At 67.5% G+C, this 22795-nt stretch carries 21 protein-coding genes; 8 read left to right on the forward strand and 13 right to left on the reverse strand.

What is annotated here, in order from left to right:
• Window positions 1–2 precede the first annotated feature (2 nt).
• The 8 genes from ACSQ86_RS26870 to ACSQ86_RS26905 form a co-directional block, all read right to left on the reverse strand.
• Window positions 3–1874, reverse strand: coding sequence for a TRAP transporter large permease (locus ACSQ86_RS26870; protein WP_436309952.1), 1872 nt, complete (start codon window positions 1872–1874; stop codon window positions 3–5).
• Between the two features lie 4 nt (window positions 1875–1878).
• The gene (locus tag ACSQ86_RS26875) at window positions 1879–2907 is read right to left on the reverse strand and encodes a TRAP transporter substrate-binding protein (protein WP_436305809.1); all 1029 of its coding nucleotides are present in this window, start codon (window positions 2905–2907) and stop codon (window positions 1879–1881) included.
• A 128-nt stretch (window positions 2908–3035) separates the two neighbouring features.
• Window positions 3036–3320: a hypothetical protein gene (locus tag ACSQ86_RS26880; protein ID WP_436309953.1), complete on the reverse strand. Its 285-nt coding sequence runs from the start codon at window positions 3318–3320 to the stop codon at window positions 3036–3038.
• Between the two features lie 68 nt (window positions 3321–3388).
• On the reverse strand, window positions 3389–4069 hold the full coding sequence (locus tag ACSQ86_RS26885; protein ID WP_436309954.1) for a response regulator: 681 nt from the start codon (window positions 4067–4069) through the stop codon (window positions 3389–3391).
• Window positions 4066–5613, reverse strand: a complete 1548-nt coding sequence (locus ACSQ86_RS26890) for an ATP-binding protein (protein WP_436309955.1) — start codon at window positions 5611–5613, stop codon at window positions 4066–4068. Before ACSQ86_RS26890 ends, ACSQ86_RS26885 begins: the two co-directional genes overlap by 4 nt.
• Before the next feature lie 57 nt (window positions 5614–5670).
• The gene (locus ACSQ86_RS26895; protein WP_436309956.1) at window positions 5671–6411 is read right to left on the reverse strand and encodes a response regulator; all 741 of its coding nucleotides are present in this window, start codon (window positions 6409–6411) and stop codon (window positions 5671–5673) included.
• A 19-nt stretch (window positions 6412–6430) separates the two neighbouring features.
• A complete protein-coding gene (locus tag ACSQ86_RS26900) occupies window positions 6431–7162 on the reverse strand; it encodes a nuclease-related domain-containing protein (protein ID WP_436309957.1) in 732 nt (243 codons plus the stop codon).
• Window positions 7163–8287, reverse strand: coding sequence for a hypothetical protein (locus ACSQ86_RS26905; RefSeq protein ID WP_436309958.1), 1125 nt, complete (start codon window positions 8285–8287; stop codon window positions 7163–7165). It abuts the gene before it with no gap.
• A gap of 344 nt (window positions 8288–8631) precedes the next feature.
• Here ACSQ86_RS26905 and ACSQ86_RS26910 point away from each other — a divergent pair, with 344 nt between their 5' ends.
• Window positions 8632–9789, forward strand: coding sequence for a porin (locus ACSQ86_RS26910; protein ID WP_436309959.1), 1158 nt, complete (start codon window positions 8632–8634; stop codon window positions 9787–9789).
• A 154-nt stretch (window positions 9790–9943) separates the two neighbouring features.
• Here ACSQ86_RS26910 and pilQ read toward each other — a convergent pair whose 3' ends face one another.
• Window positions 9944–11986, reverse strand: coding sequence for a type IV pilus secretin PilQ (pilQ, locus tag ACSQ86_RS26915; RefSeq protein ID WP_436310309.1), 2043 nt, complete (start codon window positions 11984–11986; stop codon window positions 9944–9946).
• A gap of 416 nt (window positions 11987–12402) precedes the next feature.
• On the opposite strand from pilQ, the gene bamA reads away from it, so the two are divergent.
• Together bamA and ACSQ86_RS26925 are read left to right on the forward strand one after the other, a co-directional pair.
• The gene (gene bamA, locus ACSQ86_RS26920) at window positions 12403–14763 is read left to right on the forward strand and encodes an outer membrane protein assembly factor BamA (protein WP_436309960.1); all 2361 of its coding nucleotides are present in this window, start codon (window positions 12403–12405) and stop codon (window positions 14761–14763) included.
• Window positions 14764–14792: 29 nt separating this feature from the next.
• Complete coding sequence (locus tag ACSQ86_RS26925) at window positions 14793–15614, forward strand: intradiol ring-cleavage dioxygenase (RefSeq protein WP_436309961.1); 822 nt, start codon at window positions 14793–14795, stop codon at window positions 15612–15614.
• Here the strand turns inward: ACSQ86_RS26925 and ACSQ86_RS26930 are convergent.
• From ACSQ86_RS26930 to ACSQ86_RS26940, 3 genes are all read right to left on the reverse strand, one after another.
• Window positions 15592–15867: a hypothetical protein gene (locus ACSQ86_RS26930; RefSeq protein ID WP_436309962.1), complete on the reverse strand. Its 276-nt coding sequence runs from the start codon at window positions 15865–15867 to the stop codon at window positions 15592–15594. The two genes, ACSQ86_RS26925 and ACSQ86_RS26930, sit on opposite strands and share 23 nt — an antisense overlap.
• Window positions 15864–16490: a sensor histidine kinase gene (locus ACSQ86_RS26935; protein WP_436309963.1), complete on the reverse strand. Its 627-nt coding sequence runs from the start codon at window positions 16488–16490 to the stop codon at window positions 15864–15866. The genes ACSQ86_RS26930 and ACSQ86_RS26935 overlap by 4 nt, the downstream gene beginning before the upstream one ends.
• 85 nt (window positions 16491–16575) lie before the next feature.
• The gene (locus ACSQ86_RS26940; RefSeq protein WP_436309964.1) at window positions 16576–17565 is read right to left on the reverse strand and encodes a succinylglutamate desuccinylase; all 990 of its coding nucleotides are present in this window, start codon (window positions 17563–17565) and stop codon (window positions 16576–16578) included.
• A 92-nt stretch (window positions 17566–17657) separates the two neighbouring features.
• Between ACSQ86_RS26940 and ACSQ86_RS26945 the strand changes: the two genes are divergently transcribed.
• The gene (locus ACSQ86_RS26945; RefSeq protein ID WP_436305820.1) at window positions 17658–17921 is read left to right on the forward strand and encodes a hypothetical protein; all 264 of its coding nucleotides are present in this window, start codon (window positions 17658–17660) and stop codon (window positions 17919–17921) included.
• Here ACSQ86_RS26945 and rpe read toward each other — a convergent pair.
• A complete protein-coding gene (gene rpe, locus ACSQ86_RS26950) occupies window positions 17911–18606 on the reverse strand; it encodes a ribulose-phosphate 3-epimerase (RefSeq protein ID WP_436309965.1) in 696 nt (231 codons plus the stop codon). The genes ACSQ86_RS26945 and rpe overlap by 11 nt on opposite strands.
• Window positions 18607–18762: 156 nt before the next feature.
• Between rpe and apaG the strand changes: the two genes are divergently transcribed.
• The 4 genes from apaG (at window position 18763) to thiL (ending at window position 22678) form a co-directional block, all read left to right on the forward strand.
• Window positions 18763–19158: a Co2+/Mg2+ efflux protein ApaG gene (gene apaG, locus ACSQ86_RS26955; protein ID WP_436305822.1), complete on the forward strand. Its 396-nt coding sequence runs from the start codon at window positions 18763–18765 to the stop codon at window positions 19156–19158.
• A 64-nt stretch (window positions 19159–19222) separates the two neighbouring features.
• The gene (locus ACSQ86_RS26960) at window positions 19223–20491 is read left to right on the forward strand and encodes a cation:proton antiporter (protein ID WP_093110025.1); all 1269 of its coding nucleotides are present in this window, start codon (window positions 19223–19225) and stop codon (window positions 20489–20491) included.
• Between the two features lie 74 nt (window positions 20492–20565).
• Complete coding sequence (locus ACSQ86_RS26965) at window positions 20566–21690, forward strand: YbdK family carboxylate-amine ligase (RefSeq protein ID WP_436310310.1); 1125 nt, start codon at window positions 20566–20568, stop codon at window positions 21688–21690.
• A 7-nt stretch (window positions 21691–21697) separates the two neighbouring features.
• Window positions 21698–22678 carry a thiamine-phosphate kinase gene (thiL, locus tag ACSQ86_RS26970; protein WP_436309966.1) on the forward strand — a complete coding sequence of 327 codons (981 nt, stop codon included), beginning with the start codon at window positions 21698–21700 and terminating at the stop codon, window positions 22676–22678.
• Window positions 22679–22795 lie beyond the last annotated feature (117 nt).

Below are 22795 nucleotides of genomic sequence, written 5' to 3' on the forward strand. Positions count from 1 at the left end.
GGCTACAGCCCGAGCCGGTTCGGGAGCCACAAGGAGAACGACGGGACGAGCACCAGCACGACCAGCGTCACCAGGAGCACTGCCAGGTATTTCATCATGGGCCGGGCCACGTTCTTCACCTCGGTGCCGGTGATCGCGCAGGTGGCGAACAAGCCGAGACCGATGGGCGGCGCGAACAGGCCCAGGCCCATCGCGATCACCATCACCGTGCCGAAGTGCAGCGGGTTGATGCCCAGCTGCTGCGCGATCGGCGTCAGCAGCGGGCCGAAGATGATCAGCGCCGGCGCGCCTTCGAGCACGGCGCCGAAGACGATCATGATCGCCACCGACAGCAGGATGAACATCACGCTGCCGTACTGCTGCGCGAAGGCGATCATGGTGGACGACACCAGCTGCGGGATCTGCTCGATGGTCAGCGCGAAGGACACGCTGGACGCGGCCGCGACGATGAAGAGGATGCTGCCCGCCATCGAGGCCGAGCGCACGAAGAGCTGCGCCATGGCGCGCGCGCTGAGCTCGCGGAAGGCCAGGCTGCCGACCACCAGCGCATAGACCACGGCGAAGGCCGAGACCTCGGTCGAGGTCGCGACGCCCGAGGTCACGCCTTTGCCGATCATGCCCACCATGACGATCGCGACCAGCGCGCCGCCGAGCAGCTTGAAAAGCGGCGTGCGCTTTTCGAAAGCATCGTCGGGATTGATCTTGCGCCCGACGATGATCGCCAGCGCGCCCAGCGCCAGCGCCATCACGGCCGCGGGCACCAGGCCGGCCATGAAAAGGCCGGCGATCGAGATGTTGGCCACGAAGCCCATGATGATCATGTTGATGCAGGGCGGGATGGTCTCGGCCATCACGGCCGTGCAGGCCAAGAGGCCCGCGGCTTCGTTCGGGTCCTGCTTGGTGCGGCGCACCGCCGGCATCACGATGCCGCCCACCGCGGCGATGTCGGCCAGCTTGGAGCCCGACACGCCCGAGAAGAAGGCGGTCGCGGTGATGGTGATCAGGCCCAGCCCGCCGCGCACGCGGCCGAAGATGCGCAGCAGCAGCTCGATCAGCCGCGAGGACATGCCGTTGGACTCCATCAGCAGGCCGGCCAGCACGAAGAAGGGAATGGCCAGCAGCACGAAGTGGTCGGTGCCGGCCATGACCTGCTGCGAGTAGATCAGCATCGGCAGCGAAGGATCGGAGAGAAAGTAGAGCAGCGCCGAGAAGGCCAGCACGAAGCCGATCGGCACGCCCAGCACCAGCCCGCCGATGAAGCCGGCCGCCAGCAGCAGGCCGCTCGGGATCGCATGCTGCGGCACCAGCGCGTTCCAGCCGAAGACCGTCGCCGCGAGCAGCACGCAGGCAGCCAGCGTACCGAGCACCACGCGGCGCGGACCGTTGAGCGCATTGGCCAGGCCGAACAGCGTCATGAACAGGCTGCCGATCACCACCGGATAGACGTAGAGCCATTGCGGCAGGCCGATCGAGGTGGTCTGTCCGTAGGTGTCGACGAGCAGCAGGGTCGACGAGACGAAGAGGCTCGCGGCCACGCCCGCGATGATCCAGTGGCTCACCTGCATCAGCGCCGGCTGCCAGTGCGCGGGCAGCAGGTGGCGGAACAGGTCGATGCCCACGTGCTGGCTGCGCGCGAGCACGGTGGCAGCACCGAAGAAGACCAGCACGATCATCAGCGCACGTGCGATCTCCTCGGCCCAGTCCACCGGGTCGTGCAGGAAGTAGCGGAACACGACCGAGAGGAAGACCACGACCACGTCGGCCGCCAGCACGACGGCCGACAGGATCTCGGTCCAGCGGTTCAGTGCGCTGAGCCAGCCGCCCGAGACGGTGTCGTGGCGAAAGCCCAGCGCGGGTGCGGCGAGCGCGGACATGGTCTCAGACCCGCGCCGCGTTGACCGCGGCGAAGAGGGGCGCCGTCGCCGGGTACTGCTTGGCGAAGTCGGCCCAGAGCCTGCTTTCCATCTCCTTGCGCACAGCGGCGCGGTCGGCCGCAGCCATCGGGAAGAAGCTCATGCCCTTGCGCTGCAGTTCCTCGATCGCGGCCTTGCCCTTGTCGCTCGCGATGGCGCGCTGCTGCGTGGTCGCATCGTGGACCGCCTTCAGGAAGGCCGGGCGCAGGCTGGCGGGAATCTTGTCCATGCCGCGCTTGCCGATCACCACCACCATCGGGCTGAACAGGTGCTCGGTGAGCCAGCAGGACTTGACCACCTCGTTGAGCTTGCTGGCCAGCACCGTGGCCGCATCGTGCTCGAAGCCGTCGACCACGCCGGTCTGCGCCGCCATGTAGAGCTCGCCGAAGGGAATCGGGGTGGGGATCGCGCCCATCAGCTTGAAAGTCTCGATGAAGGCCGGCGTGGGCAGCACGCGCAGCTTCACGCCCTTGATCTCCGCCAGCGACTTGACCGGTGCCTTGGTGTAGACGCTGCGCGCGCCGAAGTGCGAGGCCCAGGTCAGGATGGTGCAGCCCGAGCGCTTCTGCAGCAGTTCGTTGAGGGTTGTCCCGGCCGGGCCTTCGAGCGCCTTGCCGGCATGGGCGTAGCTGTCGAACAGGTAGCCCAGGTCGAGCATGCCGATCTCGGGCGAGATGGTGGCGAAGATGGAGGAGCCGGTCACCATCATGTCGACCGAGCCGACCTTGACCTGCTGAACCACGTCGCTTTCCTTGCCCAGCTGGTTGTTGGGGAAGTAGTCGATGCGGATGGCGTCGCCGACGGCCGCCTTGAGATTGGCCTGCAGGCGCTGGCACCACACGTAGTGGGCGGCGTTGTCGTCCGCCAGCATCGAGGAGGAGAAGCGCAGCGCAATGGTCGATTGCGCGCGGACGAGGGCAGGAAATCCTGCAAGGGCGGCCAGCGATGCGGCAGCGCCCGCATGCACGAATCGGCGGCGTGGGATCGAAACCATGCTTTGTCTCCAGTCTTGTATCGAAAGAGTGCACAGAATCGCGGTGTATCGATTTACTGTACCGGTTTACTATATCGATATACAAGCTGGCTGCCGATCAGGGTTTTCCCGCCCTCCGCGGGGAAATGTCAGCGCGAACCGTCCGGCCTCAGGATCAGCCTGCCATCGGGAGCTCGCTCGCAGGTGCCCGAGAGGGTGTCGCCGCGCCGCCCCGGCATCTCGAAGCGCGCGCCTTCGGCTTGGCCGGCGCAGGCGTCCGACACTTCCGGAGGCGGTCCGCGGTAGGCGAAGGGCGGCATCGAAGCGCCGGGCCGGGGCGGCGGCGCGAACGGTGCAGGCGGGGGCGGCAGCATGATGCAACCCGTCAAGGTCGCGGCCAGCAGAAGGGCTGTGCAGGCGTGTGTCGTTTTCATTCGTTCATCCAGTCGAGGGATGGGACGAAGTGTGCGAATCGACTTGGGAGAAATCTGGGAAGCGTTCCCTATTCGAGCGGCGCCTCGAACGCGAATCCCACACCGTAGACGGAGCGGATCCAGTCGTGCGAGGGTGCGGCGCTCGAGAGCTTGCGGCGCAGGTTCTTGACGTGGCTGTCCACGGCCCGTTCGGACACGTCGGCGTCGTCCTCGTAGGCCAGTTCCAGGAGCCGGGCGCGCGAGAAGATGCGGCCGGGGTGCCGCGACATCGCCTGCAGCAGGCGGAACTCGCGTCGCGTCAGGTTGAGCGCGGTGCCGTTCAGGGATGCGCGCCAATGCACGTCGTCCAGCTGCAGGGACGACGTCGCCTGGTCCGCCGCGGCCTCGCCTTGAACGCGCCGGAGAACTGCCTTCACGCGCGCGACGACTTCGCGCGGCGAGAAGGGCTTGCACACGTAGTCGTCGGCACCCAGCTCCAGGCCGAGCAGGCGGTCGACCTCTTCGATGCGCGCGGTGAGCATGATGATCGGGTGCCGGGTGTGCACGCGGGCCTGCCGCAGCACGCTCAGGCCGTCGAGACCCGGCAGCATGATGTCCAGCAGGCTGAGGTCGGGCGGCGCCTCGAGCATGCGGGCCAGCGCGCTGTGGCCATCGGCCACGTGCTCGGTCTCGTAGCCGGCATGGCGCAGGTAGTCCTGCAGCACCGAGGCGATGTCGGCTTCGTCTTCGACGATGAGGATCCGGCTCATGACGTTGGCGCCAGCGGGAGCCACAGCGTGATCCGCACGCCGCCGAGGGGAGACGCCAAGGCGTCGATCTCGCCGCCGTGCGCCTCGATCGTGGCGCGGCAGATGGACAGGCCGAGGCCGGAGCCGCCCAGCGCGCGGCTGCGCGACCCTTCGGCGCGGAACAGCCGCTCGAACAGCCGCGGCAGCTCGTCGGCCGCGACGCCCGGCGCGCTGTCGTCGAAGCGCAGCACCAGCCGCTGCGCGCCGCTGCTTCCCTCGACGGCGGCGCCGATGCGCAGGGCGCCGCCCGCATCGGTGTAGGAGAGTGTGTTTTCGAGCAGGTTCATGAAGACCTGGTGCAGGCGATGCGCATCGCCGTCGACCACCGGTTGCGATTGTGCCGCCAGGGCCTCGATAGCCTGCGCATCCACCGCAATGCGGTGCTGGGCGAAGCGATTGCGCGTCATGGCCAAGGCCTCCTTCAGCAAGGTGAGCGGAAAGACGGGCGCCTTCGTCAACGATTCGGCCGGCGGATCGCGCATGCTGCTGCGCAGGTCGTCGACCAGCTGGCCCAGCCGCATGACCTGCCGGTGCAGCCGCAATGCGGTGCGGTCGTCGAAGCTGCGCACGCCATCCTGCAAGGCCTCGATCTCGGCGCGCATGGCGGCGAGCGGCGTGCGCAGCTCGTGCGCCACGTCCGCCAGCCAGGCGCGCCGCGAGGTCTCGACCGTGTCCAGGCGCTCGGCCATGTTGTTGAAGGTGCGGCCCAGCAAGGCCAGTTCGTCCGAACCGCGCACCTGCACGCGGATGCCGAGCCGTCCGCGCGCCACGTCCTGCGCACCCTGCGTGAGCGCATCGATCGGGCTGAGCCAGCGCCGCGCCAACTGCCAGGACAGCACCAGCGCGAAGACCAGGCCGACCAGGCCGGTCAGCACGATGACTCCCGACTGGCGCGCGAAGAACGCCCGGTCGGCTTCGCTGTCGAGTCCTTCGACGGGCGCCAGCACCAGATGGCCGATGACCAGGCGGCCGCTGCGTATCGGCAGCTGGGCGGCCGACGCCATATCGACGCTGGCGCCGGCGACCCGTGCGCCGGATGCGTCCACCACGCCCAGCCGCTGGTAGATCGAATCTGCCGCTTCTCGCGGATCGGCGAAAAAGCCGGGCGGAGGCGGAGGCATGAAATGCCTGGGCAAGAGCTCCAGCTGCGGCGCGAAACCAGGCGGAGGACGGTCTTCGAAGCGCCGCGGCCGTGCGTACCACGGCGGCAGCCGGGCATCGTCCTTGTCGCGGGTCTCGACCTGCGCCGTGCCCGGATCCCCCATCTGCAGCCGATGCCAGGCGCCCTCGTCCTTGCGCAGCTTGTCCCAGCTGCCGTTGGCGGCGTAGTGCTTCTGCAGCAACTGCGCCAGCCAGTCCATGCGGCGGATCTCGATCTCCGCGACATAGGGGCCCAGGCCGCGCTGCAGCGCAAAGATGGAAAAGGCCGCGGAAAGCAGCAGCAGGACGACCAGCAGGGTGGCCAGGGCGAAGAAGATCTTTCTGCTGAGCGTCAGGCGTGGCATTGGTGGGGAGGTCGGCGCATGGCCGCATTCTGCGGCACGCGCGTGGCGGCAGTTCCATCACGCGCGGCGGGCGGATGTTGGAAGCCGAATTGGGAGGAAATTGGGAGAAGGTCCGAGCGGAGGCTCCCACGCAAACCCTGCGCCATAGATCGATCGGATCCACTCGTGCGTGGGCGTGACGACGCCAAGTTTGCGCCGCAGGTTCTTGACGTGGCTGTCGATCGCGCGATCGGTCACGTCGGCTCCGGCGCTGAACGTGAGTTCGAGCAGGCGTGCTCGCGAATAGATGCGGCCCGGATGCCGCGACAGCACCTGCAGGAGGCTGAACTCGCGGCGCGTCAGATTGAGCGCTGTACCGTCGAGCGAGGCTCGCCAGTACACGCCGTCGAGCACCAGGCCTGGCAGGTGCTGCCCGGTTCGGGTCCTTGCATCGTTGGGGGAAAAGCGCCGCAACACGGCGCCCACGCGTGCGACCAGCTCGCGCGGAGAAAAGGGTTTGCACACATAGTCATCGGCACCGAGCTCGAGGCCGAGCAGGCGGTCGACCTCCTCGATCCGGGCAGTGACCATGATGACCGGGTGGTCGGTGTGCTCGCGCGCGCTGCGAAGTACTTCGATGCCATCGAGGCGTGGCAGCCCGATATCGAGCAGAGTCAGGTCGGGCGGCGATTCGACGATGTGCTCGAGCGCACCTTGGCCATCGGCGAAATGCGTGGTTTCGTAACCCGCAGCGCGCAGGTAGTCCTGAACGACCGATGCGATGTCGAGTTGGTCCTCGACGATGACGATGCGGGCCATCAGGATGCCGGGACGCGACTCATTGAGTCGTCAGGGCCGAGGCTCCTTCCCTGCCTTCCCGGCAGTTGTGCATGTGGTCGTCGATCGTCAGCTCGCCCTGGATGTCCCCCAGCAATTGCACCGTCCGTTCGATGGCATCGGCATTCAGCAGCGGATAGCTTCGCGCGGTACGGCCGTTGTTGCGTGCCAGGCGCGCGATATAGGACAGGTCCTGATGCGTGACGATGGCGGCCGGCATCACGCCTTCGAGCTCGACGCCTTCGCAAGGCAGCAGGACGAAATACTGCAGCCTCAGGTCGTCGGGCAGCAGGCTTCGCAGTTGCGTGGTCTTGCGGCCGCCCTGCAAGGCAGGGTCCGAGACCTCGCGAGCCCTGCTGCACCCATGGAGGCGCAAGAACCAGCGCGGCGGCGCCTGGTCGGAGTTCTTCCGGTAGACAAAGGCATTTCGCCAAGCCTTGATCTCGAAGAGATAGACGCCGGTTTCGCACACGATCACGGCATCGATCCTGGCGGTGCGCACCGGGCAAGCTGCGGGCATCGGGATGACGAGGTCCCGCAAGATGCGCATGTGGGGGAACGCAGGACCGAATGTACGGACGAGCTGCTGCACGCCCAGCGATGCCGCCAGCTCGTGGAAAGACGCTGTGCCGGGGATGCGGTATGGGCTCTGGACCGGGTCCGATGTCGGGTATCCGTGGCGGGGCCACATGGACACTGCGCCGCCGTGCGTTCTCTGCAAGGAAATGGTCATTCAGGGCTCCTTCGAATCCCGAGGATCACGCGTCTTTTGGGAGACTTTAGGTAGAGCATCGAGCAGCGCCGATCTCGAAGCCGAGCTGCCGTCGATCGACGTTCCGTTGCCCAGCCGAGCGAAGAGTGCGATCCAAGCGACCGCGAGATCGCCGTTGGCGACGGCGACCATTTGCAGATGCTGCAACAGACCCAGGAAATCCTCCATGAGCTGGACTTCCGACATTTCGCCCCGATCGCGGCGCTTCTTGGCCGCCTCGAATTCGGCATTCGCGTCGCGCATCCGGTTGTATGCGGCGTTCGCGATATCGCTTTGCGTTTGCAGGCGCTGCAAGGCCTCGGACACTTCGTTTCGCGCCTGGGCCACGATGGCGAGATAGAGGGGATGGCCGAGGAGCGCCGCCTGAGCCTCATCGTTCGCCGAGCGCCCGCTCGACGCATCCGTGGCCTCGATCGCGTAGGCGAATGCTGCCGCCGAGTCGATGCCGTAGAGCGCCGCAGCGAGATTGACATCGTCGCGGTTTGCGAGCAACGCCTCCGGCAGCGCGCTCGGCACCGGCGCAAGGAACTTGGGAAGCGTTCTCGTCCGGTCTGCGAGGGCGGCGCCGATGACGTCGGTCAGGGCCGCTTCCGACATGCCGCACTGGGCGGCAAGAAACGCGATATGGATTTCGCGCTGCGCCCTGATCTTCCTGATCGCATCGTCAGCCTTGGTCTTGCGGCCGACGAGTTCCTTGATGAAGTCATCGTGCTCCGGATTGCTCGCAATCATCAGCTGCAACTGCCGTGCGGCGGCGGACCGCGCGTTCTCCAGGTACGTCAGGCTGAAGGCCTGTACCCTGAGCGAGACGTATGCGGCGGCAACACCGATCTCGACAGGCACTGCATTCAGCGGCCTCGCAGCGCTCGTCGAAGCGGAATGCCGGCGTGCCATCCCGATCAGCTCGTTCATCGTCTCGTCGTCAAAGCCGGACCACCAAGACTGCGAACGGGAGGGCATCGCGCCGTCGAGGAACGATCCGATTTCGAGGGCCGAATTGGAACTCGTCGTAGCGCGGCTTGTGTCGGCGCAGCCAAGCGCGAGCGTGCCGCAGATCACTGCCATCAGTGGCCAGGAGCGAATCATGTGTGTGGATCTCCAGCAGTCGGTCTTCAACCGCTCGCGCTTTCGCGTTGCGACAGCGGGCGATGCCGACATCATTTCGTGCGAATGGGGAGAAATCTAAGCGGCTCGTTGAGACGAGGTTCCAAGCCGACGCTTTGCAGATGGTGTGTACAAACAACGGGCAATGCGATGCATCCCGCACTTACCAGATTCCTCCAACTTTGAACGAGACCATCCGACCAGCTGCCCGATGAGGGCGGTCGCGATGTTGTCCAGGATCGCCTCGCACCTGGACCAATTTCGGCCTGTTGAGCGGGTCATGGCTCGAAGAGGTCGTGCCTCGTTCGAAACCGGAGAAAACCTGAATGAAAAAATCCCTTACGGCAATCGCCGCTCTCGCTGTGACCGGCCTGGCCGCTGCGCAGTCGTCCGTCACGATGTTCGGCGTCGTTGACGCCGGCGTCAGCTATCAATCTGCGACTTCACGAGATGCGGCGACCGGCGCCAGCTCCAAGCAGACCAGGACGACGCTCTCCAATTCCGGCTACAACTCGAGCCGCATCGGTTTCCGCGGCACCGAAGACCTCGGCGGCGGCCTCGCCGCCAGCTTCTGGCTCGAAGCGCCGATCACCAACGACGACGGCGCGACGGGCATCTCCACCTTCAACCGCCGCTCGACGGTGAGCCTGTCCGGCGGCTTCGGCGAACTGCGCCTGGGCCGCGACTACACGCCCACCTTCTGGAACGACACCGTGTTCGACCCCTTCGGCACCAACGGATCGGGCACCAACGTGATCAGCTCCGTCAACGGCAGCACCGGCTTGAACAACACGAACTACGTGCGCGCCAGCAACTCGATCGGCTACTTCCTGCCGCCGAACCTGGGCGGCTTCTACGGCCAGCTCCAGTACAGCCTGCACGAGAACACCGACAGCAGCACGGCGGGCGACACGGCGTCGACCAACAGCAACGCCGGGCGCTACATCGGCGGGCGCTTCGGCTGGGCGAACGGGCCGCTGGACGTCGCAGTGTCGGCGGGCCAGAACATCGCCGTCGACACCCTGGCGCTCACGCGCAAGGTGCAGACCATCAACCTCGGCGCGTCCTACGACTTCGGGCCGGTCAAGCTGTTCGGTGAACTCTCGAACGTGCAGAACAAGTTCGATACCGCGCTCGGCAACACTTATGACAGCTACAACGGCTACCTGATCGGCGCGACCGTTCCCGTGGGTGCAGGCCTGATCCGCGCGTCGTACTCCACGGTCCGCTACAACGAAGGCGCCGCCGGCATCACCGGCGAGGATCCGCGCGTTCAGAAGTTGGCCCTGGGCTATGTGCACAACCTGTCCAAGCGCACCGCGCTGTACGCCACAGTCGCGCGCGTGAACAACCGCAACGATGCGGCCTACACCGGCAGCCTGAGTTCGGCGATCACCACGGGCTACAGCAGCAACGGCGTGAGCTACACGGGCCTGCCGCGCTCCTCCACCGGCTACGACTTCGGCATCCGCCACGCTTTCTGATAGCGCACTGTGAGTCGCGACGGGACTCTGCCCCGTCGCGACCCGGTCTTGTCATCAACCTGGCGCCCTGAGTGGCGCCATTTGCCGTGCCTGGCATCACGGCTTCCCTGCCGATTGCCAAGGCGAGAAACCCCGGAGGTTTCGGGCTGGATGCCTACCTGGCCGCGTTGCGGTCGGCAATCATCTTCGGCGTGATGAAGATCAGGAGCTCGGTCTTCTTCATCTCGCGCGTGCGCGATCGAAACAAGGTGCCGACGACCGGGAGTTCGCCCAGCACCGGAACGCGCGACTCGTCGTTGTTGTCCGTCTGTTCGAAGATGCCGCCAATCACGACCGTCCCGCCGTTGTCGACCAGCACTTCGGTCTGCACATGCTTGGTGTTGATCGCGTAGCCGGCGGTTGTCGATTGCCCGACGGAATCCTTGTTCACGTCCAGCGTCAGGATGATGTTGCCTTCCGGCGTGATCTGCGGCGTGACCTCGAGCTTGAGGTTCGCTTTCCTGAACGCGACCGAGGTGGCGCCGCTCGAAGTGGCCACCTGGTAGGGAAGCTCGGTGCCCTGTTCGATCAGGGCCTTGGTCTGGTCGGCGGTGACGACGCGCGGGCTCGCCACGACCTTGCCCTTGCCATCCTCTTCCAGCGCGGATATTTCGAGGTTCAGGATCTTCGACATGCTGGCGTTGTAGAGAGAGACGGCAAAGCTTCCCACCGAGGCGCCGCTTGAGCTGCTCGCCGGCAGGTTGACGAAATTGCTGGTGGAGGTCTCCGAAAAGGAGGCGGTGCCGTCGCTGCTCGTCGTGGGCTGGGTGCCGATCGAACTGCGGCTGCCCCTGGACGACCCGCCGAACTTGACGCCCAGCGATTTGCTGAAGGTGTCCGAAGCCTCGACGATGCGCGCTTCGATCAGCACCTGGCGCACGGGGACGTCGAGCCTCTGGATCAGCTCGGCGACCTGCGCGAGGCGCGAGGGGATGTCCGAAACGAAGAGCTGGTTGGTGCGCGATTCGGCGATCACGCTGCCGCGCGGGCTCAGGATGCGCGTCGTCGTTCCCGAACCGCCGCCACCGCCGCTCGATGCGCCGGTGCCGGTCAGGCCCTGTGCGATCGCGATGGCCTTGGTGTAGTTCAGCTGGAAGGACTGGGTGCGCATCGGCTCCAGGTTCTGGATCGTGGCCTGCGCCTCGAACTTGAGTTTCTCCTTGGCGTTGATCTCGTCCTCGGGTGCGATGCGCAGCACGCTGCCGCTCTTGCGCATGCCCAGGTTCTTGGCCTCCAGGATGATGTCCAGCGCCTGGTCCCAGGGCACGTCCTTCAAGCGCAGCGTGAGCGTGCCGGTGACGGAGTCCGAGGTCACGATGTTGAAGTTCGTGAAGTCGGCAATCACCTGCAGGAGCGAGCGGATCTCGATGTTCTGGAAATTCAGCGAGAGCTTCTCGCCGCTGTAGCCGGCGCCCTGCGTGAGCTTGGTCGGGTCGACCTTGCGCGGGCGCACCTCGACGACGAACTGGTTCTCGCTCTGGTAGGCGCTGTGCTCCCAGTCGCCCTTGGGCTCGATGGTCATGCGCACGCGGTCGCCGGACTGCTGCGTCGTCACCAACTGGACGGGGGTGCCGAAATCGGAAACGTCCAGACGGCGGCGCAGGCCCTCGGGCAGGGTCGACTTGGTGAATTCGACCACCAGGTTCTTGCCTTGCTGGCGAATGTCGACGCCCACCTGGTTGTTGGCCAGGTCGACGATCACGCGGCCGGTGTTGTCCGAGCCCAGGCGGAAATCGACGTCGCGCAGCGGCAGCGTGGCGCGGCTGCGGTCTTCCGCGAAGGCCGAAGAAGTGGACGCGACCAGCGCCGCGCCGGGCGCCGGCTCCAGCGACACCAGCAGCGACTTGCCCTGGATATCCATCTTGTACGCGGTCGCCTGCTTCAGGTTCAGCACCAGGCGCGTTCGCTCAGCCGCCTGCACCACGTTGACCGAGCGCAGATTGCCCTGGTTGATCTCGATGGCCGATCGGCCGACGGCGTTCGCGACCTCCGGGAAATCGAGCGCAATGCGCGCCGGCGACTGGACGGAAAAGCCGTTCGGCAGCGCGGCCAACGGCTGCGCGAGATCGACACGGATGATTTCCGAGCCGGATTGCATCGAACTCGTGACCGATTCGATCGCGTTCTGCGCCTGGGCTGCGACGGCGGCACCGGCCATCGCGAGCAGAAGAGATGCGGTGCGCAGCAATGGCGCAATGGGCGAGTTTTGTTCGTTCACTTGGAGCTCAAGTTGGCAGCGGTTATGGACAGCCAGTGCCGGCATTGATTGGGTGTGACCCCTCTCCAGCGCACTGGTCTTCGCCCTGTGACTTTGTGTGTCAACTGCGGAGACATTGAGGAATTCGCAAATCGGCGCCGTCAGCCTTCGATCGCTGTTGCCGCGGCCCCACGCCGGCGGTGCGGAGCAGCTCCCAGATTTCTCCGAACTCGGCATCGATCATCGGTGCCATGAACTTCGCTCGGCATGTGCGCCGCTCACCCGACGGCACCGCCCCTGCGGTGCCGTGCTTCGCCCCATTCATCCCTGCAACAGGTACTCGCTTCCGCCTCCGTCGCGTGGCGGCGTTCATCGGCATGGCCGTGTCCGCATGCGCCGCCTGGGCCGTCGAGCCCTTCACGGTACGCGACATCCGGGTCGAAGGCCTGCAACGCGTGGAGCCCGGCACCATCTTCGCCTCGCTGCCGTTGCGCGTGGGCGACACCTACAGCGACGAGCGCGGCACGGCTGCCATCCGCGCGCTGTTCGACCTGGGCCTGTTCAAGGACGTGCGCATCGACGTCAGCGGCAACGTGCTGGTGGTGATCGTCGAGGAGCGCCCCACCATCGCCGACGTCGACTTCGTGGGCACCAAGGAGTTCGACAAAGCCGCGCTGCAGAAGGCGCTGCGCGAGGTCGGCCTGGCCGACGGCCGCCCCTACGACAAGGCCCTGGCCGACCGCGCCGAGCAGGAGCTCAAGCGCCAGTACGTCAGCCGCAGCCTGTACAACGCCCAGGTCGTCACCACCGTCACGCCGATCGAGCGCAACCGCGTCAACCTGACCTTCACCGTCACCGAAGGCGAGGCCGCGCGCATCCGCGAAGTGCGCATCGTGGGCAACAAGGCCTTCAGCGAAGGCACGCTGCTGGATCTCTTCGACCAGGACGCGGGCGGCTGGATGAGCTGGTACACCAAGAGCAACCAGTACTCGCGCGCCAAGCTCAACGCCGACCTGGAGACGCTGCGCTCCTACTACATCACGCGCGGCTACCTGGAGTTCCGCATCGACTCCACGCAGGTGGCGATCTCGCCGGACCGCCAGGACCTCGCGATCACGGTGAACCTCACCGAGGGCGAGAAGTTCGTGGTGGCCGGGGTCAAGATGGAGGGCAACTACCTCGGGCGCGAGGAGGAGTTCAAGTCGCTGGTGACGATCCAGCCCGGGGAGCCCTACAACGGCGAGCAGGTGACGGAGACCACCAAGGCCTTCACCGACTACTTCGGCACCTTCGGCTACGCGTTCGCGCGGGTGCAGGCGGAGCCCGAGATCGACCGCACCAACAACCGCGTGTCGCTGACGCTGAAGGCGGAGCCCTCGCGGCGGGTGTACGTGCGGCGGGTGGCCATCGGGGGCAACAACCGCACGCGCGACGAGGTGATCCGGCGCGAGTTCCGCCAGTACGAGGCGTCCTGGTACGACGGCGACAAGATCAAGCTGTCGCGCGACCGGGTGGACCGCCTGGGCTTCTTCACTGAGGTGAATGTGGAGACGCAGGAGGTGCCGGGCTCGCCGGACCAGGTCGACCTGACGATCAACGTGGCCGAGAAGCCCACGGGCGCGCTGCAGCTCGGCGCGGGCTATTCGAGCACCGACAAGATCTCGCTCAGCTTCGGCATCACCCAGGAGAACGTGTTCGGCTCCGGCAACTACCTGGGGCTGCAGGTCAACACGAGCTCCTACAGCAGGACCGTCTCGCTCACCGCCACCGACCCCTACTTCACGATGAACGGGATCTCCCGCACGATCAATCTCTTCCACACCTCGACCCGCCCGTACTACGAGGCCGACGGCAACTACAAGCTGGTGAGCCAGGGCGGCTCGGTGAAGTTCGGCGTGCCCTTCGGCGAGCTGGACACGGTCTACTTCGGCGCCGGCCTGGAGCGCTACGTCTTCACGCCGGGCAGCAATGGCAGCTACACGCTGGTCAACGGCAGCTATGTCTACACCGCCACGCCGCAGGCCTACCTCGACTACTTCCAGTGCACCGGCACTGCACCCAGCGTCACCTGCGCGAACAACAGCATCTACACCGTTCCCTTCACCATCGGCTGGTCGCGCGACGACCGCGACAGCGCACTGGTGCCGACCCGCGGCAAGCTGCAGAGCGCCAACCTCGAGCTGGGCGTGGGCAAGGACGTGCGCTACATGAAGAGCAGCTACCAGTACCAGCAGTACTTCCCGCTGTCGAAGCAGTACACGCTGGCCGTCAACGGCCAGCTCGGTTATGCCAACGCGCTGGGCGGCACGGACTTTCCCATCTTCAAGAACTTCTATGCAGGCGGCCTGGGGTCGGTCCGCGGCTTCGAGCAGAACTCGCTGGGCCCGCGGGATGCCGTTACGGCCGGCGCGCTCGGCGGCACGCGCAAGGCCATCTTCAACATGGAGTTCAGCACGCCCTTTCCCGGCGCGGGCAACGACCGCTCCCTGCGTCTCTACAGCTTCTTCGACGCGGGCAATGTCTTCGCCGAGCGCACGGCCGGCATGACCGACGCGCAATGGCGCGCGCAGAACCGGATCCGCACCTCCGCGGGGCTGGGGATCAGTTGGATCTCTCCGCTCGGTCCCCTGCGCCTGGCCTATGCGGTTCCGATCAACTACCAGAAGCAGGACGATGCCAACGGCATTGCCGCGGACCGGACTCAGCGAATCCAGTTCCAGATCGGAACCTCTTTCTGAGCATTCGAAACTTCAGCAACAAGAGATCCATGACACAAGACCAACACCCCACGCTGCGCCGCCGCAGCCTGCTCGCAAGCCTGGGCGCCGCGGGCCTGGCCGCCGCCGCCCCCGCCGCGCAAGCCGCGGCCCCGAAGCTGCCGCTGACCGCCGCAACGACCGAGGGCCCCTACTACTTCGACGCGCTCAAAGTCCGCTCCGACATCACCGAAGGCCTCGAAGGCGTACCGCTCGAGGTGCGCTTTGCCGTGCTGGACATGAACGGCAAGCCGCTGCCCGGACTGCGCGTGGACATCTGGCACTGCGATGCGCAAGGCCGCTATTCGGGCTATGACAGCCAGGGCGACGATCGCGGGCTGTCGATGCAGGGCAAGACCTTCCTGCGGGGCAGCCAGACCACCGCCCATGACGGTACCGCCGTGTTCAGCACCATCTATCCCGGCTGGTACGCGGGCCGCACCACGCACATCCACTTCAAGGTGATCAACGCAACGCGCGCCGTGCTCACCTCGCAGTTCTTCCTGCCCGATGCGCTCAGCGAGTTCCTCTACACCCAGCTGCCGCAGTACCGGCGCGCCAGCCTTCGCGATACCTTGAACAGCAACGACGGAATCGCGCTCCAGGCCGGCGGCACGACGATCGGTGCCGTGCGCGAGGAAGGCAAGCAGTACGTGGCCACGCTGACGCTGGTGGTGGATCCGGCGGCCAGCCCGGCGATCGATCGCCCGCCGGTTCCGGGCCGGCGCCCGCCCCGCGGCGCCGGGATGCCCGACATGCCGGGCCCGGGCCGGCCGCAGGCGCTGCAAGGCAGCGCTCGCACGGCCGCGCTTATTCCGTCGGCGCGCCGCTGACGCCGGTTTGCGGCCTGCATTCGCCGTCGGCAGCCGGCGCCGGTTGGGCGGTCGACATCAATGGCGCCAGCGTCGAGGGGTCCGCAGCGGCGCCGTCGCAACGGCGCTCCTCCAGCGCCGCGACGAGGACCGCCAGCAAGAAGCACAGCGCTGCCGCATAGGGCAGAACGGCCTCGAGGATCGCACGCGCATCGAGCCCATCCGGGGGGCCGCTCTTTGCATGCATGGGCTGCCGGGCATCGCCGGCCATCATGACAGCGCACCCCATGGCGCCGGTGCCGCATCGACGTTCGTCAAGGGCATGCGCAAGGTGATCCCGAGACCGCCGAGAGACGAGGGCGCGGCGTACAGGCGGCCGCCATGGCGATCGGCGATCCGCCGCGACAGCACGGCGCACTCGCGGATCTCGCTGTCGGCCGGGTCCGTCTTCTGCCGCGCGGCAGACAGGCGATCGAACATCGGCGCCAGCCGCGGCTGCTGCGACGCGAGGCTCGAATCCATGAAGCTCACCGCGGCCTGCGCGCCTTCGGAACGCGCCAGTATTCGCAGCACGCCGCCGCGCGGCATGGCATCGCAGGCCAGGCGCACGATGTGCGCGAGCATGCGCCGCAACTCCTCCGCGTCGGCCCAGACGCAGAGCGCGCCATCCGGCAAGCGTTGATCGATCTCGATGCCGGCGGCTCGCAGCGCCGCACCGCTCGCGCGGGGCATCTCCTCGAGCAGCTGCCGCAGATCGATGCAGCGGCGCTCGACGGGCTCGAAACGCACGGCGGCGGGACTTGCGGCGCGGGCCTCGCGCCTGGCGATGACGCGCGGCAGCGCAACGAACAAACAGCTCAGGCTGAGGGCAACGCCGACGGCGGGCGAAAGTGCCATGGGAATAGCTCCGAATGGGTGACAGGCACCCGATGCTCGCCGGCAAAAACGGAGGAAATTGGGAGGCGGCGAGCGCTTTCGCGCCTCAGACGCCCGGCAGGGGCCGGCTCAGGTCGCGTTCGCTCTCGACCGCGAAATAGAACCATTCGGTGCCGGGCAGCGCGGCCGAATTCGGGAACACGATGAAGCCGTCGCGATCGGCCTGCACCACGCTGCCGTCGGCGCGCACGCCGATGGGCTCGCCCTTCGCCACCGGATCGAAGGTGGCCCATTCGCGCACGAACTGATCTTCTTCGTCGAGACGATCGGTCACGCTGACCAGCCGCAGCAGGGAGGGTGCCGCCGGCGGCGCTGCCTGAGGATCGGACGCGATCATGCCCAGCAGGCGCAGCGCCGCCAGGATCGCCCGGTGGGCCACCTCGGGCGCGGCCGGGTCCTCGTGCTGCCCGCATTCCAGCGTGACACCATAGCCCCCGCGGCTGCGCATGTACTCGTTGGTGCCCCAGCCGAAGGCCAGCGCCGCATCGTCGGCCGGCTGTCCACCGGCGCGCTGCGCGAGCCCAGCGGCATAGATGTCGAGCCAGCCCTCGACCACGCGCGGGGTGCCCAGGTGCAGCGCGAGCTGGCCCTCTTCGAAAGCGCGCGCGAAGGGCTCGAGCGTGCCGGTGTTGTCGCGCGGGCCGATCATCGCGAAGGCCTCGCCCGCACTCTGGAAGGAATGCAGGTCGAGCAGCACCTCGTGCCGGTCGAGCAGCGGACACAGCAAGTCGGTGATGCGGCCTTCGTAGTCGGCCGGATCGAGGCCCGGCCGGCTCGGACGGAACAGCCGATTGAGATTGCGCTCGCCCTCGCGCCGGCCCAGGCGGCGCGCGAGCGGATTGGCGACCGGCACCATCGTGAGCTGGCCGCGCAGCAGCTGCAGCAACCCGGCGTCGAGCTCGGCGACCACGCGTTCGATGCCGGCGGTGCCGCAGGTCTCGTCGCCATGCACGCCGCCCAACACCATGAGCCGCGGGCCCGATTGCAAGGCCGCGTAACCGTGGATGCGAAGGGTGTCGGTGGGTTGCGGGCTCATCTCGTCGGCCATCCTACAACGCGGCGCATGGCGGTCCTACCGGGCTTGGCACTTCGCCGTGCGACAAGCGATCGATGACAAAGGAGCAAGCCATGGCCCGCAAGCCCAAAGCCCCCGCGAAGACCGATCCGGCGAAGGACGCTGTAGGCGGAAAGACCAAAGTCGAACAGGACGGCGAATCGGCGCCGCGCCTGCCGCACGAGCGCGACCAGTCCTCGGACAGCCAGCAGAACCAGGACGGCAGCGGCGCACCGCGCGTGGGCCGCCAGGCGCTGGAGGACGTGGAGCGCGGCGTGGTCGACACCGACCGCGGGCCGGTGACGGACCGCGTCTACAACGACCAGCTCAAGCCGTGAGCGGGGTCTGGAGTTGAGCGCGCATGGCCGAGATCACGCTCGCGTAGTCCTTGGCATTGAAGATCGCGCTGCCGGCGACGAAGGTGTCGGCGCCCGCGCTGGCGACCCGGGCGATGTTGTCGACCTTGATGCCGCCGTCGACTTCGAGCCGGATGTCGCGCCCGGTCTCTTCGATGCGCTTGCGCGCCAGTTCGATCTTGCGCAGCGCCGAATCGATGAAGCTCTGGCCGCCGAAGCCCGGGTTCACGCTCATGATCAGGATCAGGTCGATCTCGTCGATCGCCCAGTCCAGCGGCTCCAGCCCCGCGCCCGGGTTGAACACCAGCCCGGCCTTGCAGCCGGCCGCCTTGATGGCCTGGATGCTGCGATGCACGTGCGGCGAGGCGTCGGGATGGAAGCTGATGTAGTCGGCCCCGGCCTGGGCGAAAGCGGCGGCCAGCGCATCGACCGGCTCGATCATCAGGTGCACGTCGATCGGCACCGGCGTGCCGTCGGCGGTCTTCGCGTGCGGGCGGAGCGCCTGGCAGACCATGGGGCCGAAGGTGAGGTTCGGCACGTAATGGTTGTCCATCACGTCGAAATGGATCCAGTCGGCGCCGGCGGCGATCACGTCGCTCACTTCGGCGCCGAGGCGCGCGAAGTCGGCCGAAAGAATGGAGGGGGCGATGCGGAACGGGCTGCTCATGGCCTCGATTGTCGCAGGGAGCTTGTCCAGGCCGACGCCGGGCCGCCAGCGCGGCGAAGTCCGCGCTTCGCGCAGACGGGCGGCCTGCAGCTGCACCCTCGGGGGGCAGCGAGTACACGCAGTGACGGAGCGTGGGGGCAAGGTACCATTCCGGCGATGTCCAGCAATCCGATGAACGTTCAGGTGGAGCCCCGCTACCTGCCAGACCAGTCTTCCCCCGAAGACCGGGTCTACACCTTTGCCTACACGGTGACCGTCACCAACACAGGCAAGGAGGCCGCGCAGCTGATCTCACGCCACTGGCTCATCAACGATGCATCCGGACACACGCAGGAGGTCAAGGGCCTCGGCGTGATCGGCCAGCAACCGCTCCTGGCGCCGGGGCAGTCCTTCCGCTACACGAGCGGATGCCGGCTGCAGGGGCCGAGCGGTACCATGCACGGGAGCTATTTCTTCGTGACCGAGCGCGGCGAACGCTTCGACGTCCCGATTCCCATGTTCGTGCTGGAAGCCGACACGGGCGGTGTGCCCGTCTCGCGCGTGCTGCACTGACGCAACTCCTCTCTTCGAACCATGAACGCCGTGCGCGCTCTGGTGTCTTGAATCTGCCCGCCTGATGACGTCCTTCTTTTCCAACGATCTGCTGGGCTTCTGGGCCGAATGGGTGCGGCCCTCGGCCGGCCTGCCCACGGTCCTGTGGTCGCTGCTGCTGGCGGCCGCGGCCGCGGCCGGCCACCTGGTGCAGCGCTACATGGGCATGCCCAAGGTGGTCGGCTATTCGGTGGTCGGCACCGTGGTTGGCTTTGCCGGCTTCGAAGGCGCGATCTGGCCGCTGCAGGGCATCAGCCTGTTCCTGCTCGAGCTCGGCGTGGCGATCGTGCTGTTCGAGGCCGGCGGCCGCCTGCCGCTGCGCTGGTTCCGCCACAACCCGATGGTGCTGGTGCAGAGCCTGCTGGAGGCGACGCTGACCTACTTCTGCGTGTTCTGGGTGCTGCACTGGCTCGACGTGCCCGACCCGGTGGCCAATCCGATCGCGCTGATGGCGATCGTCGCCTCGCCGGCCGTGCTGAGCCGGGTGGTGATGGACACCCGCGCCTCGGGCCCGGTGACCGAGCGCGCCATGACGCTGGCCACGCTCAACACCTTCTACGCGCTCGCCCTCGGCTACGCGCAAGCCGGACTGATCGAGCACGCGCCGCTGGGCCTGCTGCAGAAGCTCTACCCGGTGGCGGTGGTGCTGGGCCTTTCGTTCGTGGTCGGCGCGCTGATGGCGCTCTCGCTGCGCTCGGCGCTGCGCGTGATGAGCCCGGCCAGCGAGAACACCTCCATCCTGCTGCTCGCGATCATTGCCGCCGGCGCCGCGCTGGCCGCGCACTTCGGCGGCTCGGCGCCGCTGGCGGCGCTGATCGGCGGCGTGCTGCTGAAGGCGCTGCATCCCAAGCCCTGGGCCTGGCCGCGCCAGCTCGGCACCGCGGCCTCGCTGCTCACCATGCTGATGTTCGTGCTGGTGTCGATCGTCGCCGCGCAGGCCGACTGGAGCCTGCCGGTCGCCAGCGTGGTGCTGGCGGTGATCGGCGTGCGCACCTTCGCCAAGATCGCGGGCGTCGCGATCGCCAATCCGGGCAGCGGCGCGAGCTGGAAGCAGGCCTTCTGGGTCGGCTGCGCGATGTCGCCGCTGTCCTCGATCGCGCTCCTGATCACCTCCGCCTTCGTCTCGGCATCGCCGCTGCTGGGTGCGATGATCACGCAGATCGCATTGCCGGCGATCCTCTTGATGGAAGTGCTTGGCGCCGTGCTCGCCACCATCGCCATCCACGGCGCCGGCGAGAGTTCCCAACCCTGGACGCCCGAGGCGTTCAGCACGACGGAGGACACGCAACGATGAGCGACGTGACCACCACCACCGACCTGCGCGCCGACGACCCCCCCGCCCTGCCCGCCTCGCCGTCGAGCCGCGTGGTGCCGCTCGAGCCCTTCAACAAGTCGGTCGCGCTCTCGCTCGGCGTCGAGCTCGAGCTGCAGCTGGTCAACACCCACGACTACGACCTCGCGCCCTATGCCGAGGACATGCTGCGCCTGATGGCGCAGACCCCGCTGCCCGGCAGCGTGGTGCCCGAGATGACCTCGAGCATGATCGAGATCTCGACCGACATCTGCCATTCGGCGAAGGACGTGATCGCCCAGCTCACGCCGATCCGCGACGCGCTGGTGAAGAACGCCGACAAGCTCAACATCGCGGTGGTCGGCGGCGGCACCCATGCCTTCCAGCAGTGGCACGAGCGGCGCATCTACGACAAGCCGCGCTTTCGCGAGCTGTCGGAGCTCTACGGCTACCTGTCGAAGCAGTTCACCATCTTCGGCCAGCACGTGCACATCGGCTGCCCCGATGCCGACGGCGCGCTGCTGATGCTGCACCGCATGTCGCGCTACATCCCGCACTTCATCGCGCTGTCGGCCTCCTCGCCCTTCGTGCAGGGGCAGGACACGCAGTTCGACTCGGCGCGGCTCAATTCGGTGTTCGCCTTTCCTTTGTCTGGCCGCGCGCCCTTCACCTTGTCGTGGAAGGAGTTCGGCAACTACTTCGAGCGCATGACCCGCACCGGCGTCGTGCGCAGCATGAAGGACTTCTACTGGGACATCCGGCCCAAGCCCGAGTTCGGCACCATCGAGATCCGCGTGTTCGACACGCCGCTCACGGTCGAGCGCGCTGCGGCGCTGGCCGGCTACGTGCAGTCGCTGGCCGCCTGGTTCCTGCAGGAGCAGCCCTTCACGCCGAACGAGGACGACTACCTGGTCTACACCTACAACCGCTTCCAGGCCTGCCGCTTCGGGCTCGACGCGCTCTACGTCGACCCCGCGAGCGGCGAGCACATGCCGCTGCGCGACCACATCCTCATGACCATGACGCAGCTCGAATGGCACAGCGAGGCGCTCGACGCCACGCAAGCCCTCGGCGAGCTGCGCACCAGCGTCGAGGCCAATCGCAACGATGCGCGCTGGCTGCGCGAACGGCAGGCCAAGGAGCGCCTGCTGGCCGAAGTCGTGCGACAAGCGGCCCTGCGTTTTCGCGGCGGAGCCGAGTGAGATCGGCATGAGCGGCCTCGGCGAATTCGATCTCATCGCACGCTACTTCAAGCGCCCCGCGAAGCGCTCCCCGCTTGGCGTGGGCGACGACTGCGCGCTGCTCGCGCCGGCTGCGGGCATGCAGCTCGCGGTGTCGTCCGACATGCTGGTGGAAGGCCGCCACTTCCTTTCCACCGTCGACCCGGCGCGGCTCGGCCACAAGGCGCTGGCGGTCAACCTGAGCGACCTCGCGGCCTGCGGCGCGAAGCCGCTGGCCTTCACGCTGGCGCTCTCGCTGCCTGCGGTCGACGAGGCCTGGCTCGAAGCCTTCTCGCGCGGCATGTACGCGCTGGCCGATGCGCACGACTGCGAACTGGTCGGCGGCGACACCACGCGCGGCCCGCTCAATCTCTGCATCACCGCCTTCGGCGAGGTGCCGGCCGGGGCGGCGCTGCTGCGCTCGGGTGCAAAACCCGGCGACGAACTCTGGGTCAGCGGCACGCTCGGCGATGCGCGGCTCGCGCTCGAGATCTTCCGCGGCACGCTCGCCTTGCCGGCCGCGCTCTTCGAACTGGCGCGCGCGCGCATGGAGCAACCCGAGCCGCGCGTGGCGTTGGGGCAGGCGCTGCGCGGCATCGCGACGGCGGCGGTCGATCTGAGCGACGGGCTGGTCGGCGACCTCGGCCACATCCTGGCGGCCAGCGGCGTGGGCGCGACGCTCGACGCCGACGCCGCGGCCGCGTTGATCGCCGTCTGCGCCGATCCGGCGAATGCGGCGGTACTCAGCCCGGAACTGCGGCGCGCCTGCGCGCTCGCCGGCGGCGACGACTACGAACTCCTCTTCAGCGCGCCGCAGGACGCGAGCGCCGCGGTGCTCGAAGCCGCCCGCCGCAGCGCGACCCCGGTCGCGCGCATCGGCCGCATCGAGGCCGCGCCGGGCCTGCGCATCGTCGATGCGCAGGGCACGGCGATCGCGCAGCGCTTCAGCGCCTTCGACCACTTCGCCTGAGCGCGCTCCAGGCGACAGCGGCGGCGGCTCGCGTGCGAAAACCGGCCGCAGCAGGTATGCTGGCGCCCGGCCCGCCTGCCGGCCGCCGACTTTCGACGCATCTTTTTGCGTCCCCTC

This window comes from Variovorax sp. LjRoot130 (assembly GCF_964253755.1).
In the GTDB taxonomy this organism is placed as follows: domain Bacteria; phylum Pseudomonadota; class Gammaproteobacteria; order Burkholderiales; family Burkholderiaceae_C; genus Variovorax.